This window comes from Plantactinospora sp. B24E8 (assembly GCF_039871735.1).
Classification (GTDB): domain Bacteria; phylum Actinomycetota; class Actinomycetes; order Mycobacteriales; family Micromonosporaceae; genus Plantactinospora.
This window is the reverse complement of record NZ_JBDPMH010000029.1, coordinates 1-15,826: the sequence shown is the minus strand read 5'-3', so window position 1 is coordinate 15,826 and position 15,826 is coordinate 1. Positions and strand designations below refer to the sequence as shown.

The window sequence follows — 15,826 nt, the reverse complement described above, 5'->3', positions numbered from 1 at the left end:
ACCGGACCACTCCGGTCACAGCGAGCAGGTGGACGCCTCGGCCGGAGCGAAGGCCTCCGCCGCGGGAATGGTGGTCACGATCTCCTCGTAGTCCCAGGGCTCCCTCACCTCCGACGGCTCCTTGACCCGGGCCAGGTACGCGTCGTGGATGACGAGGTGGTCCTTGGCGCGGACCTCGCCGTTGCGGAGGAACACGTCGTTGATCTTCTTGCCCTCGAGCTTGCCGACGACCGCGTCGGCGTTGTCGGTGCCGGCCTCCTGGACCGCCTCCAGGTACTGCAGCGCCGCGGAGTAGTTGCCGGCATGTTCGAACGTCGGGCGGGTCCCGGTCTCGTCGTGGAACCGGTCCGCCCACGCCCGCGCCTGCGCGTCCATGTTCCAGTACCAGGCGTCGGTGAACAGCGTGCCGGCGAACTGGTCGACGCCCAGGGAGTGGATGTCGGTGATCAGCATCAACCCGACGGCCAGGTCGACGCCCCGCTCCTTCAACCCCGACTCGTTGAACTGCTTGACCACGTTGATCAGGTCACCGCCCGCCTGCATCGTCCCGATCACGTCGGGATTGGTGCTGCCGGCCTTGGTGAGGAAGGTGGCGAAGTTGTCGTTCGGGAACGGCGTCGGAATGGTGCCCTGCACCGTGCCGCCCGCCTTCGTGATCGCTTCGGTGAAGGACTTGGTCATGTCCTGGCCGAACTGGTAGTCGGGGTAGATGATGTGCCAGTTCCTGTCACCGTTGCGGGTGACCGTGGTGCCGGTGCCGTTGGCCAGCATGTAGGTGTTGTACGCCCACTGGAAGGTGTACTTGTTGCACTGGGCCCCGGTCAGTTCGGTGGTCGCCGCGCTGACGTCCAGGAACAGCTTTTTGTGGCTCTTCGCCTGGTTGGCGACGGCCAACGCCGCGGACGAGGTCGGCACGTCGAGGATGACGTCCGCGCCGCCGCGCTCGTACAGCTCCTTCGCCTTGGTGTTGGCGATGTCCGGCTTGTTCTGGTGGTCGGTCGACGTCACCTCGATGTCGTCGACGACCGCCTGGTCGCCGTACTTCTTCTGGTAGTCGGCCACCGCCATCCTGACCGCCTTGACGGAGTTGGGCCCGGACGCGTCCTTGTAGACGCCGGACTGGTCGTTGAGCACCGCGAGCACCAGTTTGCCGTCGGTGAAATCGCCGTCCGACCCTGCGGGACCGCCGCGACCGCAGGCGCCGAGGAGCAGTATTCCGGTGATGGCCGCGGCACCGGCGCGGATCCGCTTGCTCTTCATGGTGGTTCTCCTCGTGTGGTGGTGTCAGGTGTGTCGCGTCGTCGGGTCGACCGGTCAGATGCCGAGGTGCTCGAGCAGTTCGCCCTCGCGCCGCCGGAACTCGGCGTTGTCGAAGGTCTCGACGATGCGGCCCTGGCTGAGCAGGTAGTGCCGGTCGGCCACGGTGGCGGCGAACTTGACGTTCTGTTCGATGAGCAGCACGCCGACACCGGTGGCCTTGATCTGGTGGATGATCTCCCGGATCCGGGCGACGACCACCGGGGCCAGGCCCTCGGAGGGCTCGTCCATCAGCAGCAGCCGGGCGCCGGTCCGGAGCGCCCTGGCGATGGCCAGCATCTGCTGTTCCCCGCCCGACAGCGTGGTGCCGCCCGCCCTGCGGCGGTCAGCGAGCTCCGGGAACGCCTCGTAGACCCGGTCGAGCGTCCAGGCCCGTTCGGAGACCCGGGGCGGGAGCAGCAGGTTCTCCTCCACGGTGAGGCTCGCGTAGATGCCGCGGTCGTCCTGGACCCAGCCCATGCCGGCGCGGGCCCGCTGGTGGGCCGGCATCCGGCTGACGTCCCGGCCGAGGAACGAGACGGTGCCGCTGACCTGCCGGTGCAGGCCGATCAGGCACCGCACCAGGGTGGTCTTGCCGGCGCCGTTGCGGCCGACCAGGGTGACGACCTCGCCCTCGCCCACCCGAAGGCTCACCTCGTGCAGTGCCCGCGCCTCGCCGTACCACGCCCGCAGGCCGGTGACCTCAAGCATGGTCGGCCTCGCCCAGGTAGGCGGTGATCACCCGTTCGTCGTTGCGGACCTCGTCGTAGGCGCCCTCCGCGAGGATCCTGCCCTGCTGCAGCACCGTCACCCGGTCGGCGAGGCTGCCGACGACGTGCATGTTGTGGTCGACGAGCACCACGGTACGGCCGGCCGCGATGCGCCGGACCAGTTCGATGGTGCGGTCGACGTCCTCGATCCCCATCCCGGCCGTCGGCTCGTCGAGCAGCATCACCCGGGGATCCAGTGCCAGCGCCAGCGCCAGCTCCAGCGCGCGCTTCTGGCCGTAGGCGAGCAGTCCGACCGGCTTCTCCGCCAACGGCGTCAGCCCCACCTGCCCGAGCAGTTCGTCCACCCGGGCACGGTTTCTGCCGAGCAGCTTCGCCGACCGCCAGAACCGGAACCCCTGCCTGGTGAGTCCCTGGAGAGCGAGCTCCACGTGCTCGCGGCTGGTCAGGCTCTCGAAGAGGCTGGTGATCTGGAACGACCTGGCCACGCCGCGCCGCGCGACCTGCTCGGGCGGTTGCCCGGTGACGTCCTCATCGAAGACCGCGATCGCCCCGGAGGTCGGGGAGACGAATCCGGTCAGGAGGTTGAACAGGGTGGTCTTCCCGGCACCGTTGGGACCCACCAGCGCGTGCACACTGCCCTCGCCGACCACGAGGTCCACCGAGTCGACCGCGCGGAAGCCGCGGAACATCTTCGTCAGGGCCCGGGTACGTAGCGCCACCCGACCACTCGTCGTCACAGGGCCTCCCTCCAGGCGACCTGCGGTCACCGAGCCTCCCTCCAGGCGACCTGCGGTCACCGGCGGACCGTCGTCGGTGCCCGTCACCGCGCGCACACGAAGCTCTGGGCGTTGTCGGGGTCGCCCGAGCGGTACCGTGGCCAGCGCGGGTACTCGCAGAGCGGGCGTGTCCTGCCGTTCCTGCCGTCGGTGACCACGGGCCTGACCGGCGGCTGTCCGTCCTCGACCCACCGTTCGAGCGCGGAGAGCGAGTCCCAGGTGGCGGCGAACGCGGGCGCGCCGACGTTGGCGTGGTTCGCGCCGGGCACGAGGTAGTACCGCATGAACTCCGGCGTCTGCCGGGTCCCCACCGTGTCGAGCACCCGACGGTAGTAGTCGTTCGTCGAGCGGTGGGAGACCAACTCGTCCGCGGCGCCGTGCAGGAGGAGGAGTTTTCCGCCGGAGCGCGCGAAGGGGCGCAGGTCCGGGTCGTTGCGGTCCTGGATGGTGGAGAGGTAACTGATCCGCGGTAGCCACTTCCCCGGTCGGCTCGGGTCGACGTCGAGGGAGTTGTGGCCGGGGTCCCTGGTCAGGAAGTACTTCACCCACTGGTCCCAGTACTGGGCCCCGTATCCGCTGGTCACCGGCATCGGGTTGGCGGGCGCCGAGTAACCGAAGCCGAGTACCGGCGTCCGCATGTCCGCTCCGGAGAGCAGCGGAAAGCCGGGATAGTGGCGCTCGCCGCTGGCGATCCGGTACGGCCAGCGGAACGGCCCGGACGCGGCGTTGACCGAGTCGATCTGCGGGTCGGAGAGACAGCTCGGACCGGCGTCGGCACCCTCGGGGCAGCGGAGCGCCCGGGGGTCGAACTCACAGCCGTCGGGGTTCGAGATGATCCCGTCCTCGAGACCGTCCCGCCCGTCACACGCCGCGATGACGCTGTCGTAGAGGAGGGTCTGCTTCTCCGGCCCGGGGAACGCGCCGGGACGGGACATCACCCGCGCGAGGTGTCCGAGGTGCAGGACTTCGGCGGTGTTGTTCCAGGCGGGGTAGGCGGAGATGACGCCGTCGAAGGCGTCCGGCCACCGTTGCGCGACGACGAGCGCCTCCCGACCGCCGGTCGAGCCGCCCGCGAAGTACGTGCGGACGGGCCCGGTGCCGTAGCCGCGACGGATGAGGTACAGGGCGGCATCACGGGTCTTCTTCAGCGCATCGCCGGCGGCGAAGTTGCGCAGCGCCTCGTCGTTCATGCCGAAGGAGCCGTCCAGGGACCCGGCGGGACCCGCCTGGTGGCCGGAGTCGCTCGCGAACGTCACGTACCGACGGGCCAGGGGTGCCGGTTGGTCGGGACGCCCGAACGGCACGTTCTGCGCGAGGTTGGGGATCGTCCCGTTGTATCCGCCGCCACCGAACATCATCGCGTCGCGGTTCCAGTCGACCGGCATGGCGACCTGCAGCCTGATCTCCGGCGCGGCGGGATCGACGGGGAACAGCGCCGCGCCGACGCTGCAGTACTCGATCGTCTGGCCACTCACGATCTGCGTCACCGGGGACGCCGTCCCGACGCGGCCGCCCCTGGTCGGCAGACTGATCGCCGATGCCGGGATCGCCGTCCCCGCCAACTCCGCGCAGCCGCGGACCGGGCCCGCCGCGGCGGTGGCAGACGCGGCGGTGGCAGACGCGGGCCCGAGGACCGCCGTCGCACCCACCAGCGTGGTGGCGAGCGCCATCCCGGCGGCGAACTGTCTCGATCTGCCACGAACTCGCAGCATCTGGCTCATCGCGGACCTCCTGACTAAGCACGCTGTGCCGCCAGGCCGCTTATAGACGGCACTGAGTGCCACTCACTGTGCCACGGGTCACAGTGGACCCGCAAGGGTCGGCCGCGGAAACGTCCGGGCGCCGATAGACCACCCGGACTCCCCCGGTCTGAGCCGCGAATCAAGGCCGCGACAGCGCCGAGCGGCGGCAACGGCGGGCCGGGCATCGGGTACGGGGCAATCGCGTCAGGCGCCGAGACGCCGGCCGGGCAGCGGCGCCGCCGCACGGGCCGACGGCGTACGCGGGCGGACAGCCGGCTCTTGCCACCCGTCAGTGACGCATGTAACAGTGATGGCACGCGATGGCAATAAAGGCGCGGTAGAGCGACACCGCGTGCCACGTTCAACCCCAGGGAGGCAGTGCCGATGCCTGCTGTGCCGTCCGAGGCCGCCATCGTCCGCGAACCGGGCGGGCCTCGTCGTCCGACGTCCTCGCTACTCCGGCCGATCCTCGGCATCATCCTCGCGAGCGCGGTCCTGATCCCGGTGCCGTTCACCGGTGCGGCCGCCCACGCCGCCCCGCCTCGGAAGGACCCGACCCTCGTCCGGACGACACTCGGGCCGATCGCCGGACGCGACGACGGCAGGTCGACCGGGACGTACTCCTGGCTGGGGATCCCGTACGCCGAGCCGCCGGTGGGTGACCTCCGCTGGCGTCCGCCGAAACCCCACCGGTCCTGGACGGAGGTCCGGCACACCCGGCAGTACGGATCGGGGTGCACGCAGCCGGGCCGCTTCTTCAGCCCGTCCCCGAACGGACCGTTCTACGACCTGGCGGTACGCGACGGGCTACGGCAGCCCGTCGGCGAGGAGGACTGCCTGACGCTGAACGTCTTCCGCCCGTCGACACCCAGGCGCGACCTGCCCGTCGTGTTCTTCATCCACGGCGGCAGCAACGTCGTCGGTTACTCGGCGGATCCGATGTACGACGGCCGGGAGCTGGCCAGACGCGCCCAGGCCGTCGTGGTCACGGTCAACTACCGGGTGGGAGTCTTCGGCTGGCTCAACGCCGAGGGCACCGACGGCAGCGACCCGCTGGCGGCGTCCGGCAACTTCGGCACTCTCGACCTGGTCAGCGCGCTCCACTTCGTCGACCGCAACGCCCGGAGCTTCGGTGGCGACGCCGACAACATCAGCGTCATGGGCCAGTCGGCGGGGGCGGTGAACGTCTGGTCCCTGCTCGTCTCCCCGCTGGCGCGTGGGATGGTCGACAAGATCATTCCGCTCAGTGGCGGCCTGAGCACCCGGAGCGTGGCCGACGCGAGGGCGTACGCCGACCGGGTGATGCGGGCCGCGGAGAGCGACCACCCCGACGCGGGACGGACCGGCATCGACCTGCTCCGTTCACTCCCCGCCGACGAGCTGGTACGGGTGCTGGTCAGGCACCAACTCGACGCCACCCCGGCGGTCATCGCCGACGGCACGGTGATCCCCGCCGACCCGTACGCCGTGCTGGCCTCCGGAGTCGTCCGCGACGTGCCCGTCCTGGCCGGGAACACCCTGGAGGAAGGGAAGCTGTTCGGCAGCGCCATCAACGCGCACAAACCGAGCGACTACGAGCGGTTCACCATGCAGTACCTGTTCGACCCCGACAAAGCCGGCACCCTGACCGCCGCCGATCTGCTCCGGGACGAGTACCTTCCGGTGGACAAGCCCCAGGGCTGGAACGACGCCGCCGCGGCCCTGACCGATCTAGTCTTCACCGGCATCAACCGGGACTCGCTTGATGCCATGGCGCGGGGCGGGAACCGGTCGCTCTACCACTACAGGTTCGACTGGAACCAGGAGCCCGCACCGTTCGACCAGGTGTACGGCGCGGTGCACGCGATCGACCTGCCGTTCGTGTTCGGCACCTTCGGGCGCACCGTCTTCTCGTACGCCTTCAGTCAGCGCAACGAGCCCGGCCGGCTGAGGTTGTCCGACCTGATGATCGACAGCGTCCGCAGTTTCGTCTACAGGGGATCGCCGCAGCACCGGGGGCTCGGGCGCAGCTGGGAGCAGTGGCCGACAAGCCTGGTGCTGGACGCCGACGACCGGCACGTCCACCTGGCGTCGACAACCAACCGGTGAGGAGGGTCTCCGCCGGCCGATGGCGGTCCGGCCGATGGCGGTCCGGTCCCCGGCGGCCCGCTCGATCGCGGCGGGACCGGCCCACCGCAGGCACCGCCACGCACGCCCGGAACGTCGACGGCGGGGACATTCTCACGGAAGAGGAGGCACTGTGCGCGGGCTGATGCAGGACAGGTCGCTCGACGTCGGTCTGTTGATGCGACGGGTGGACCTGGGATTCCGCCACAAGCGCGTGGTGACGGCGACCGCCTCCGGCGAGACGGTCGCGACCTGGGGTGACGTGGTCGACCGGGCACGGCGGCTCTCCGCCGTGCTCGACGTCCTGGCGGTCCCGGAATCGGCACGGGTCGGCACCTTCGGCTGGAACAGCCAGCGCCACCTCGAGCTCTACCTGGGTGTCCCGTCGGCCGGCCGAGTCCTGCACACGCTCAACCACCGGCTCTTCGCCCACGACCTGATCCACATCATGTCCGACGCGGCCGACGACGTCGTCTTCGTCGACCGGTCGCTGCTCGGCACGGTCTGGGACGTCATCCGCGCCGTCGCCACGGTTCGCTGGATCGTCGTGATGGACGACGGCGGTGACCAGGAGATCCCCGCCGACCCGCGGGTCGTCGACTACGAGGCGCTGCTCGCCCGCTGCCCGGAGCCGGCGGCGGCGACGTACGTCGACGAGAACGACGCGGCGAGCCTGTGCTACACCTCGGGCACGACCGGGCGGCCGAGGGGCGTGCTCTACAGCCACCGCTCCATCGTCCTGCACGCGATGCTGCTGCTGGGCGTCGACAGCTTCGCCATCTCGGAGCGGGACGTGGTGATGCCCATCGTGCCGATGTTCCACGTCAACGCCTGGGGGCTGCCCTATGCGGCCGCCCTCGCCGGAGCCGAACTGGTGCTTCCCGGTCCGGCGATGGCCCCGACGGACCTCATCCAGCGTCTCTCCCGGCACCGCGTGACGTTCTCCGCCGGTGTGCCGGCGATCTGGCGCGGCCTGGAGCCACTGCTCGGCACCGTGGACCTCTCCTCGCTGCGCACGGTGGTCAGCGGTGGGAGCGCCCTGCCGGAGGCGCTGTCCGAGTCGTGGGAGCGGGCGACCGGCGTACCCATCACCAGCTCGTGGGGGATGACGGAGACGAGTCCGCTCGTCGCGTGCGGGCGGGTGTCGTCGGTACACGACGCACTGCCGGCGGACGCTCGCCGACGGGTGCTCGGCCAGCCGGGGCCGACGGTGCCGGTGGTCGACGTACGGGTCGTGGACGGCGAGGGTCGACCCGTCGCGCGGGACGGCACCACGTCGGGCGAACTGCAGGTGGCCGGGCCGACGGTCGCGGCCCGCTACTTCGGCGCCGATCCGGGCGCGTCGTCCTTCACCGATGACGGCTGGCTGCGGACCGGTGACGTCGCGACCGTCGACGAGTTCGGCTACCTCCGCATCGTCGACCGCAGCAAGGACATCATCAAGTCCGGCGGGGAGTGGATCTCCTCGGTCACGCTCGAGAACGAGCTGATGGCACACCCGGCGGTGCGGGAGGCGGCGGTGGTCGGCGTCGTCGACGACCGCTGGGGAGAGCGACCGTGGGCGTACGTCGTACCCGCGGCCGGGGCCAGGATCGACGAGCCGGGTCTGCGCGAGTACCTGCGCGAACGGGTCGCCTCGTGGTGGGTTCCCGATCGTTTTGTCGTCCTCGACGAGATTCCCAAGACGGCGACGGGCAAGTTCTCGAAGGTGGTGTTGCGGGACCTCGCCGGGTCCGCGACCCGGTCGCAGCCGGCGTGACACCCCCGCACCGCCCCGGGCCGGTGGGCGGCGGCCCGCCCCCGGACGCATGCCGGTGGCTCGTGGCCTGGTAGGCCAGGGAGGGCCGGCCCGGACGGACCGACCCTCCCTGGCCTCGGTTCGTCAGTACGCCCCGAGGTCCTGCCACGGGCCGTTGGGCTCGCCCGGCTGCTGGTCCCGGGACCACCACCTGGCCTTCCAGGTGTGGCCGTCGTGCTCGACGACCTCGCCACCGGGGTAGACCCAGGACGGGGTCCAGGACCGCACGTCGGCCCCGGCCGCCGGGACGGGGGCACCCTGCTCCATCCACGAGCCGGTCGGGGTGCTGCCGGGCTTCTCGTTCTGGGTCCACCACTGCGCGACGTAGACCGCGCCGTCATGGGAGACCCGGTCGCCGGTGCGGTACGCCTGCTTCGGGTCCCAGGCCGGCGCCGCCGGGGACGGCGCGACGAGCGTGAAGGCCAGGGTCGTGACGTTGCCCGCCACGTCGTACACCGTCAGCTCGTTCGCCCCGAGTACCGCCCCGGACACACCGGGCCTCACCCCGTTGAGATCCGACCAGGCGTTGTCGGTCAGGTCCTTCCCGACCCCGTTCAGGCTGAGCCGGTCGACCCGGTACTCGTCGAACAGCTTGAAGGACACCTGCTCGTACCCGGTGGCGGGGGTGCCGACCGTCTCGGTCGCCCCGTCCTTCACGGTCACCGTCGGGCCGGTGACATCCAGCGTGAAGGTCAGGGTCGTGACGTTGCCCGCCACGTCGTACACCTTCAGCTCGTTGCTACCGGCCTTGCCGCCGAACGCGCCGGGCTTCACCCCGTTGAGATCCGACCAGGTGTTGTCGGCCAGGTCCTTCCCGACCCCGTTCAGGGTGAGCCGGTCGACCTTGCCGGCGTCGGCGAGCCTGAAGGAGACATCGCGGTACACCCCGTCCCTGCCCTTCGACTCCGGCTTCACCGTGACCGTCGGAGCGGTCGTGTCGGGCCCGGCCGGGACGGCGATGTCGGTCCGCATCGACGGCAGCCTCGCCTCGTCGCCCAGATAGAAGCTGGCGAACCCGAACTGGTCGTAGCCGGTGTTCTTGTTCGCCACGCCGTTGCGGTACATCGGGTCGTGCATCAGCGTCCGGATGCCGTACTCGGTCGGCGACAGGGTGGTGACGATGGCCAGACGGTTGTCGCTGGCCCGCAGGACGAGCTCCTCACGCCAGTCGCCCAGCAGGTCGGCCTTGAGCGTGGGGGTGCTCTTGTTGCCGGTCGACGTCAGGCCGGTCGCCAGGTACGGGGTGGGCGCGAAGGTCAGGTCGTCGACCGTGCTGATGGTGGCACCGCTGACGGCCATGGCCGTCAGGCCGCCGCCGAACCAGATGGCGTACTGGCCGCTGCGCAGGTTGTTGCTGCCGTTCAGGAGCTCGCCGGTGACCATGCTCCGGGCACCGTTCTGGGAGAACCCCTGCGCGCCGGGCCAGCGGTTGGAGAAGTTTCCGGCCACCGCACCCTCGGCGTCGGTGCCGGCGTAGACACCGAAGACCATCGAGTTCTCCCGGACGACCTCGCCCCGGTCGTCGCGCCGCATGCCCTTCAACGGATCGTGGGCCTCCGGACCGGGCAGCCAACCGTGTTGCCGGCCGGTACGGATGTCGTCGTACAGGTTCTCCTCGCTGCCGGACCAGACGCGGATGTTGTTGTCCTTGTCGACCGGAAGCAGCGCGCTGCGGTCGCCGTGCCGCAGCGGCGCCCACGTGTTCAGCGGGTTGGTCCGGACCGCGTCGGTGGCGAACTCGAAGCTGTTGGCCACCGGAGGCACGCTGTTCTGGCCCTCGATCGTCGGCATGGTGTCGCCGTTGATCACCTTGGGCAGGATCTTGGTGCCGTCCGCGTTCAGGCCGAGGACCATGGCCTTCATGACGATCTCGTCCCGGCCGTCGCCGTCGAGATCGGCGGAGTCGGTGAAGTGGTTGCCCCGGTTCTGGTAGTCGTAGGCGGTGCCGCCCAGCGACCAGTACCGCGGGTCGGCCGAGTCGAAGCTGGCCTTCAGCCTGACCTTGCCGTCCACCAGGGTGAACGCGGCGAAGGTCGTCCGCGCGTAGTAGCCGCGCTGGGAGACCGCGTAGGTGTGCTTGCCGTCCAGGGCCGCCACGACGCCGAGGTAGCGGTTGGCGCGGTTGCCCTGGGCGTCGCCCCACGAGGCCGCCTTCCAGGGATTCTCCAGCCAGTAGGCCTCCGAGGGAGCCATCATCTGCGACTTGTAGTCGGCCGGGCCGCTGCCGGCGCCGGGGCCGGGGAAGGCCAGGTAGGAGAAGTTGCCGCGCTGGGTGGCCGGCGTCATGGCCCAGTTGTCGCCGTCGACGCTACCCCGGTAGGTGAACGGGTACCGGGCGCTGTCCACGAGCACACCCCGGCCGGCGCCGGCGTCCCACTCGAAGGCCGAGAAGAACTCCTGGTCGTCCTTGGCCGGTCCGATCGGGCCGACGTGGTACGTCTTGATCCAGCGCTTGACCGCCGGGTCGTTGACCCCGTCGTTGCCGTTTCCGGCCACCGGGCTGCGGTAGCTGATGGCGAAGCTGTTGAGCAGCGACCAGTAGGTGTCGAGCGCAGCGGTGTCGCCGGTGGCGAAGTACTCCTTGAACCTGTCCGTGGTCGCGTGCAGGCCGTCCTCGCCGCCCACCACGGTGTTGCGCGTGTCCGGGTAGACGACGGACTGCGACGCCTCGTCCCAGTTGCCGATCCGGGTGCCGAGCGCGGTCTTGAGCATCAGCTCGGCCTTGCCGTCACCGTCGAAGTCCTCGGCGAACAGGGTCGTCTCGTGGTCGTTGCCCGCCCGGACGTTGTAGCCCATGTCGACCCGGAACAGCAGGGTCCCGTCCAGTTTGTAGGCGTCGACGTACTCGGGGGCGGTGGTGGTGTTACTGCCGTTGAAGATCGGCTCGGAGTACATGGGGTCCTGCTGGGTGCTGCGCCACTTGACGACGATCTCGTACTCGCCGTCGCCGTCGAAGTCGGCCACCGTGATGTCGTGCGTGGCGTAGGCGCTGCTCTGCGAGGTGTGGACCGCACCGGCGCTGGTCTTCGCGTAGGGCAGCGACGTGCCGGAGTCCAGGTTCTTCACGTACGTGACGAACTCGGCTTCGAGCTCGTCGTACAGCGCCCTGGTGATTTTGCCGTCCACGAGGGAGTTGGTCAGCGGCCGGGCGCTGGGGTAGGTGGCGACGCCGAGCGCGTTGGGTGTCGTGTTGTACTCGTTGAGCTTGGCGACCCAACCGTCGAGCTGCTCCTGGGTCACGGTCGCCTGGTCGTGGTACGCCACCCGGAACCCTCTCAACAGGTTCATGTCGACGACGTACCAGTTCTGGTTACCCGTACCCGGGACGACCATGTCGGCCGCGTTCAGGTTGGTGCCGGGACCGAACCGCTGCCCTCGGTAGGTGAAGTGCGCGAGCGGCACCGGAGCCGGCGCCGGCTTGAGCGGAATGTAGGTGGCCGCACCCCGGTTGGCCTGGCCGGCCTGACCGGGCAGGGCCGACAGCATGGGCACGCTCATGCCCTGCCGCCGGCCCTCGACGCCGCCGACGACCGGAGCGACCTCGTAGACGGAGGTGAGGACGCCGTCCGGGTCGGTGTAGTTCGACGGGGTGACGTTCTCCTTCACGATGCCGGGGTTCGTGTCGTAGTCGCTCTCGGGCTGCACGTTCCTGGGCGCGATCGTGGTGATCTTCACGAAGTCCGCGTCGCCGTCTTTGCGATAGACGTTCCAGGAGATGCCGTCCGGCTCGTCGCCCAGGAAGCGCCAACTCAGGAATATGCCGTCCGCGGTCTGGGCGGCGACCAGGCCGCGGGTCAGGTACTCCATCTGGCGCGGGCCGGGGGCAGGGGCAGCGCTCGCGGCCGGAGGGCTGAAGCCGAACAGGGAGACGCCCACGGCAAGCGTCAGGGGTAAGGGTACGAATCTACGTAGTGTCTTTCGCACAATGTTCTCCATCTCGCATCGCCCTCCGTTGGGCAAGCGCTTTCCCGCATCCTCCGCCCCCCGCTTCCGTCACGCAAGATCCGAGGGCCGCGACCCGGCCGGGCGCCGGATTCGGCCACGGACCGCCCCTGCGCCCACCGTCGCCGGTGTCGGCACATAGGATGGTGCCGGCTTCGAGGTAGCTCTGGAGGTGTCGGTGTCCGACCCTGGTTCTCAGTCCCTGTCGGTCGAGGATCTCGCGACCCGGATCGACACCACGGTGCCGCACCCGGCCCGTCGCTACGACTACCTGCTCGGCGGCAAGGACAACTTCGCCGCCGACCGGGAGTCGGCCGAGGCGATGCTGAAGGTCTACCCGAGCGCCCGGACCGCCGTGCAGGAGAACCGCCGGTTCCTCCACCGGGCGGTGACCTACCTGGTCCGGGAGGCCGGGATCCGGCAGTTCCTCGACATCGGCACCGGTATCCCCTCCGTGGACAACACCCACGAGGTGGCACAGGCGATCGCTCCCGAGTCGCGGATCGTCTACGTCGACAACGACCCGATCGTGCTGGTGCACGCCCGGGCGCTGCTGACCAGCACCACGCAGGGGCGTACCGCCTATCTGGACGCCGACCTGCGGCGGCCGCAGGAGATCCTCCACCACCCGGACCTGCGCGCCACACTCGACCTGACGCAGCCGGTCGCGGTGCTGCTGGTGGCGATCATGCACTTCATCGTCGACGAGGACAACCCGTACGGCCTGGTCGAGGAACTGCTCGCACCGCTGGCCCCCGGCAGCGCGCTGGTGATGACCCACTTCACCAACGACTTCCTGCCACCGGAACTCGCCGCCAAGATCGAGGCGGCCTGGCGGGAGAATCCGGCGAACGGACAGGGCCGGGCCCGCAGCGCCGAGGAGATCGGTCGGTTCTACACCAACCTGGAGTTGGTGCCGCCGGGAATCGTGCCGCTCGCCGAGTGGCGGGCGGAGTCGGAGCCGCAACCCCGGCCCACCGCCCGCGACGTCACCGCCTACGGCGTGGTCGGCCACAAACCCTGACCGATCCCGGCCGACGCCGGCCGGCCGGCGAGGACGCGTCCAGCCCAGCGGCTGTCCGCTGGGCGACCGGTCCCTGCCCGGGCATGCCCCGGGCAGGGAGCTGAGCGAGAATGGGCTACCCCGGACTCTGCTCAACCCAGGAAGGACCTCCCTTGGCCAGTGGACTCGTAGCCCTGCTGGATGACGTGGCGGCGCTGGCTCGCGCCGCTGCCGCGTCGGTCGACGACATCGGGGCGGCCGCCGCGAAGGCCGGCGCCAAGGCCGCCGGCGTCGTCGTCGACGATGCCGCCGTGACCCCGCAGTACGTGCGGAGCCTGGCGTCCGAGCGCGAGTTGCCGATCGTCAAGCGGATCGCCCTGGGTTCGCTGCGCAACAAGTTCCTCATCATCCTGCCGGTGGTGCTGCTGCTCAGTCAGTTCGTGCCCTGGCTGCTCACTCCGATCCTCATGCTCGGCGGCGCCTTCCTGTGTTACGAGGGCGCGGAGAAGGTGTGGGCGAAGATCGCCCACCACGACGCGCACAGCGCGGGCGAGGAGCAGATGCAGGACGAGACGACGCTGGTGTCCGGGGCGGTGCGGACCGACCTGATCCTCTCGGCGGAGATCATGGTCATCGCCCTCAACGAGGTGATCGACCAGGCATTCTGGTCCCGCCTGACGATCCTGGCTGTCGTCGCCGTCGTCATCACCGTCCTGGTGTACGGCGTTGTGGCCCTGATCGTGCGGATGGACGACGCCGGGCTGCGCCTGGCGCAACTCTCCGGCGCCACCGCCGCGTTCGGTCGCGGTCTGGTGAAGGCGATGCCGGTGGTGCTCACCGTGCTGACGGTGGTCGGCACCGCCGCGATGCTCTGGGTGGGCGGACACATCCTGCTGGTCGGCGCGGACGAGTTGGGCCTGCACGTGCTGTACGACGCCGTGCACCACGTGGAGGAGGCCGCCCACGACGCCACGGGTGTGCTCGGCGGTCTCGTCGGCTGGCTCGTCAACACGGTGGCCAGCGCGATCCTCGGGCTGGTCGTCGGTGCGCTGGTCGTCCTGGTCATGACCTTCACGCTGCACCGTCGTAAGCCCGCCGAGACCACCACCGTGACGGACCCGACCCACACCGCTGACGGTGTCACCCCCGCGACGCAGCGCCGTGCGGATCAGCCTCGCGACGCTTCGGACGGCGTGCCGCACGCCTGACCGCAGGTGTCGCCGGACAGCTCCCCGGGAAGCCCCGGCCTCCCGGCCTGTCATCTCGGCCGCCCCCCTGGCCGGCCGGACGTCACCGGTTCACCGCGGCGTCTGTCAACCGGTCAGGGCCCGCGGCGGCCGATGGGCATCAGACAGACCAGCAGAACCGTGACGAGCAGCACGATGCTGCCCTCCGCCAGGATCGCGACAAGCGGCCCCTTGCGGATGTCGAAAACCGCGGTCGGGGCGACCAGTAGCCCGACCTCCAGGCCCGCCAGTCCGACGCCGAGAGCCAGGATCCGGTGCCGCACCGTCCGGCGGTCCGGTTCCGAGGCCTGGCGACAGGCCGCCAGCACGGCGTTGGAGAGACAGCAGGCCGCTGCCGCCAGAAGTACGGAACCCAGCACGTCGCTGAACCGGTGCCAGCCGGTGACCATCGTGGCCGCGGCGACAACCGCGACGGCGGCAGCGCCGGGTACGGCGAGCCACCACCTCAACCGGTCGGGCAGCACCAACAGGAACGCCAGCAGCAGGGCCATCGCCGCGGTCACGTGCCCGCTGGGAAAGCTGTTGTGCGTCGTGGAGGTCGACACGGCGAGATCAGGGCGCGGTAGCAGGGTCTTGGTCGCCGCCGCCAGAGCCGCCGCGCCGGATACGGTCGCGACACCCGCCACCCCCATCCAGGTCCGGCGGGTGAGCACCGCCACCGTCAGCAGCACGACGAGCAGCACGCCGATGGTGAACGGGTGACCGAAGACGGCGAGCAGGTCCCGTGCGGGAACGGTCAGGGCCGTACGCTGTTCGTATCCGCCGCCCCGCTCGGCGCGGGGCAGGAGCAGACCGTCCAGGTGCTGGCCGTACCGGGTCCGGACGAAGAACAGACCGGTCAGCCCGAAGGCGAGCAGACCCACGAGGGCGGCGGCGAGCAGCCGGCCGACGAGGGCCCGACCGGCCATCGGCGGCACCGGCCGGACGACCGGCGTGCCGTCCCTCGGCTGGTGGGCCGCCTCCGGGTGCAGTTGTGACAGCATTCGTCGATGATCGGTTGTACCGATGAAGAAGCTGTCCCGACCGGATTCTGATCCGGTGAAGGCTCGGCGGGCGGCCTCAGCCGGCCTCGACGATCATGCCGGCGCCGACCGTGCGGTTCGTGGTCTCGTCGATGATGATGAAACCGCCGGTGGTGCGGTTGCGTCGGTACTCGTCGGCGAGCAGTGGCACGGTGGTCCGTAG

Annotated in this window: 10 protein-coding genes; 4 read left to right on the top strand and 6 right to left on the bottom strand. The window is 70.2% G+C overall.

Going from position 1 to position 15,826, the window contains the following annotated elements:
- Positions 1 to 15: 15 nt before the first annotated feature.
- The 4 genes from ABGB21_RS28600 to ABGB21_RS28585 all read right to left on the bottom strand — a co-directional run bounded on the left by ABGB21_RS28600 (position 16) and on the right by ABGB21_RS28585 (position 4,524).
- The gene (locus tag ABGB21_RS28600; protein ID WP_347680402.1) at positions 16 to 1,260 is read right to left on the bottom strand and encodes an ABC transporter substrate-binding protein; all 1,245 of its coding nucleotides are present in this window, start codon (positions 1,258 to 1,260) and stop codon (positions 16 to 18) included.
- A 54-nt stretch (positions 1,261 to 1,314) separates the two neighbouring features.
- The gene (locus tag ABGB21_RS28595; protein ID WP_347655673.1) at positions 1,315 to 2,007 is read right to left on the bottom strand and encodes an ABC transporter ATP-binding protein; all 693 of its coding nucleotides are present in this window, start codon (positions 2,005 to 2,007) and stop codon (positions 1,315 to 1,317) included.
- Positions 2,000 to 2,716 (bottom strand): ABC transporter ATP-binding protein, encoded by a 717-nt coding sequence (locus ABGB21_RS28590; protein WP_347680431.1) that lies wholly within the window; start codon positions 2,714 to 2,716, stop codon positions 2,000 to 2,002. Before ABGB21_RS28590 ends, ABGB21_RS28595 begins: the two co-directional genes overlap by 8 nt.
- Before the next feature lie 131 nt (positions 2,717 to 2,847).
- Positions 2,848 to 4,524 carry a tannase/feruloyl esterase family alpha/beta hydrolase gene (locus tag ABGB21_RS28585; RefSeq protein ID WP_347655671.1) on the bottom strand — a complete coding sequence of 559 codons (1,677 nt, stop codon included), beginning with the start codon at positions 4,522 to 4,524 and terminating at the stop codon, positions 2,848 to 2,850.
- Positions 4,525 to 4,929: 405 nt separating this feature from the next.
- Here ABGB21_RS28585 and ABGB21_RS28580 point away from each other — a divergent pair, with 405 nt between their 5' ends.
- Both ABGB21_RS28580 and ABGB21_RS28575 read left to right on the top strand, forming a co-directional pair.
- Positions 4,930 to 6,633, top strand: a complete 1,704-nt coding sequence (locus tag ABGB21_RS28580) for a carboxylesterase family protein (RefSeq protein WP_347655670.1) — start codon at positions 4,930 to 4,932, stop codon at positions 6,631 to 6,633.
- Between the two features lie 151 nt (positions 6,634 to 6,784).
- Positions 6,785 to 8,410: a long-chain fatty acid--CoA ligase gene (locus tag ABGB21_RS28575; protein WP_347680400.1), complete on the top strand. Its 1,626-nt coding sequence runs from the start codon at positions 6,785 to 6,787 to the stop codon at positions 8,408 to 8,410.
- A gap of 123 nt (positions 8,411 to 8,533) precedes the next feature.
- Here the strand turns inward: ABGB21_RS28575 and ABGB21_RS28570 are convergent, their stop codons facing one another.
- Entirely contained in the window at positions 8,534 to 12,256 is a 3,723-nt protein-coding gene (locus tag ABGB21_RS28570; protein WP_347680398.1) for a carbohydrate-binding protein, read from the bottom strand.
- 313 nt (positions 12,257 to 12,569) lie between these two features.
- Here ABGB21_RS28570 and ABGB21_RS28565 point away from each other — a divergent pair, with 313 nt between their 5' ends.
- On the top strand, positions 12,570 to 13,415 hold the full coding sequence (locus ABGB21_RS28565) for an SAM-dependent methyltransferase (protein ID WP_347655667.1): 846 nt from the start codon (positions 12,570 to 12,572) through the stop codon (positions 13,413 to 13,415).
- Between the two features lie 152 nt (positions 13,416 to 13,567).
- Entirely contained in the window at positions 13,568 to 14,602 is a 1,035-nt protein-coding gene (locus ABGB21_RS28560; RefSeq protein ID WP_347655666.1) for a DUF808 domain-containing protein, read from the top strand.
- Positions 14,603 to 14,715: 113 nt separating this feature from the next.
- Here ABGB21_RS28560 and ABGB21_RS28555 read toward each other — a convergent pair whose 3' ends face one another.
- On the bottom strand, positions 14,716 to 15,624 hold the full coding sequence (locus ABGB21_RS28555) for a phosphatase PAP2 family protein (protein WP_347680396.1): 909 nt from the start codon (positions 15,622 to 15,624) through the stop codon (positions 14,716 to 14,718).
- Between the last annotated feature and the right edge of the window lie 202 nt (positions 15,625 to 15,826).

What these genes read in the sequence shown, in the direction of transcription:
- ABGB21_RS28555 (WP_347680396.1), bottom strand. Translation starts at nt 15,624, where the DNA reads ATGCTGTCACAACTGCACCCGGAGGCGGCCCACCAGCCGAGGGACGGC.
- ABGB21_RS28595 (WP_347655673.1), bottom strand. Translation starts at nt 2,007, where the DNA reads ATGCTTGAGGTCACCGGCCTGCGGGCGTGGTACGGCGAGGCGCGGGCA.
- ABGB21_RS28570 (WP_347680398.1), bottom strand. Translation starts at nt 12,256, where the DNA reads ATGGAGTACCTGACCCGCGGCCTGGTCGCCGCCCAGACCGCGGACGGC.
- ABGB21_RS28600 (WP_347680402.1), bottom strand. Translation starts at nt 1,260, where the DNA reads ATGAAGAGCAAGCGGATCCGCGCCGGTGCCGCGGCCATCACCGGAATA.
- ABGB21_RS28585 (WP_347655671.1), bottom strand. Translation starts at nt 4,524, where the DNA reads ATGAGCCAGATGCTGCGAGTTCGTGGCAGATCGAGACAGTTCGCCGCC.
- ABGB21_RS28590 (WP_347680431.1), bottom strand. Translation starts at nt 2,716, where the DNA reads ATGTTCCGCGGCTTCCGCGCGGTCGACTCGGTGGACCTCGTGGTCGGC.
- ABGB21_RS28580 (WP_347655670.1), top strand. Translation starts at nt 4,930, where the DNA reads ATGCCTGCTGTGCCGTCCGAGGCCGCCATCGTCCGCGAACCGGGCGGG.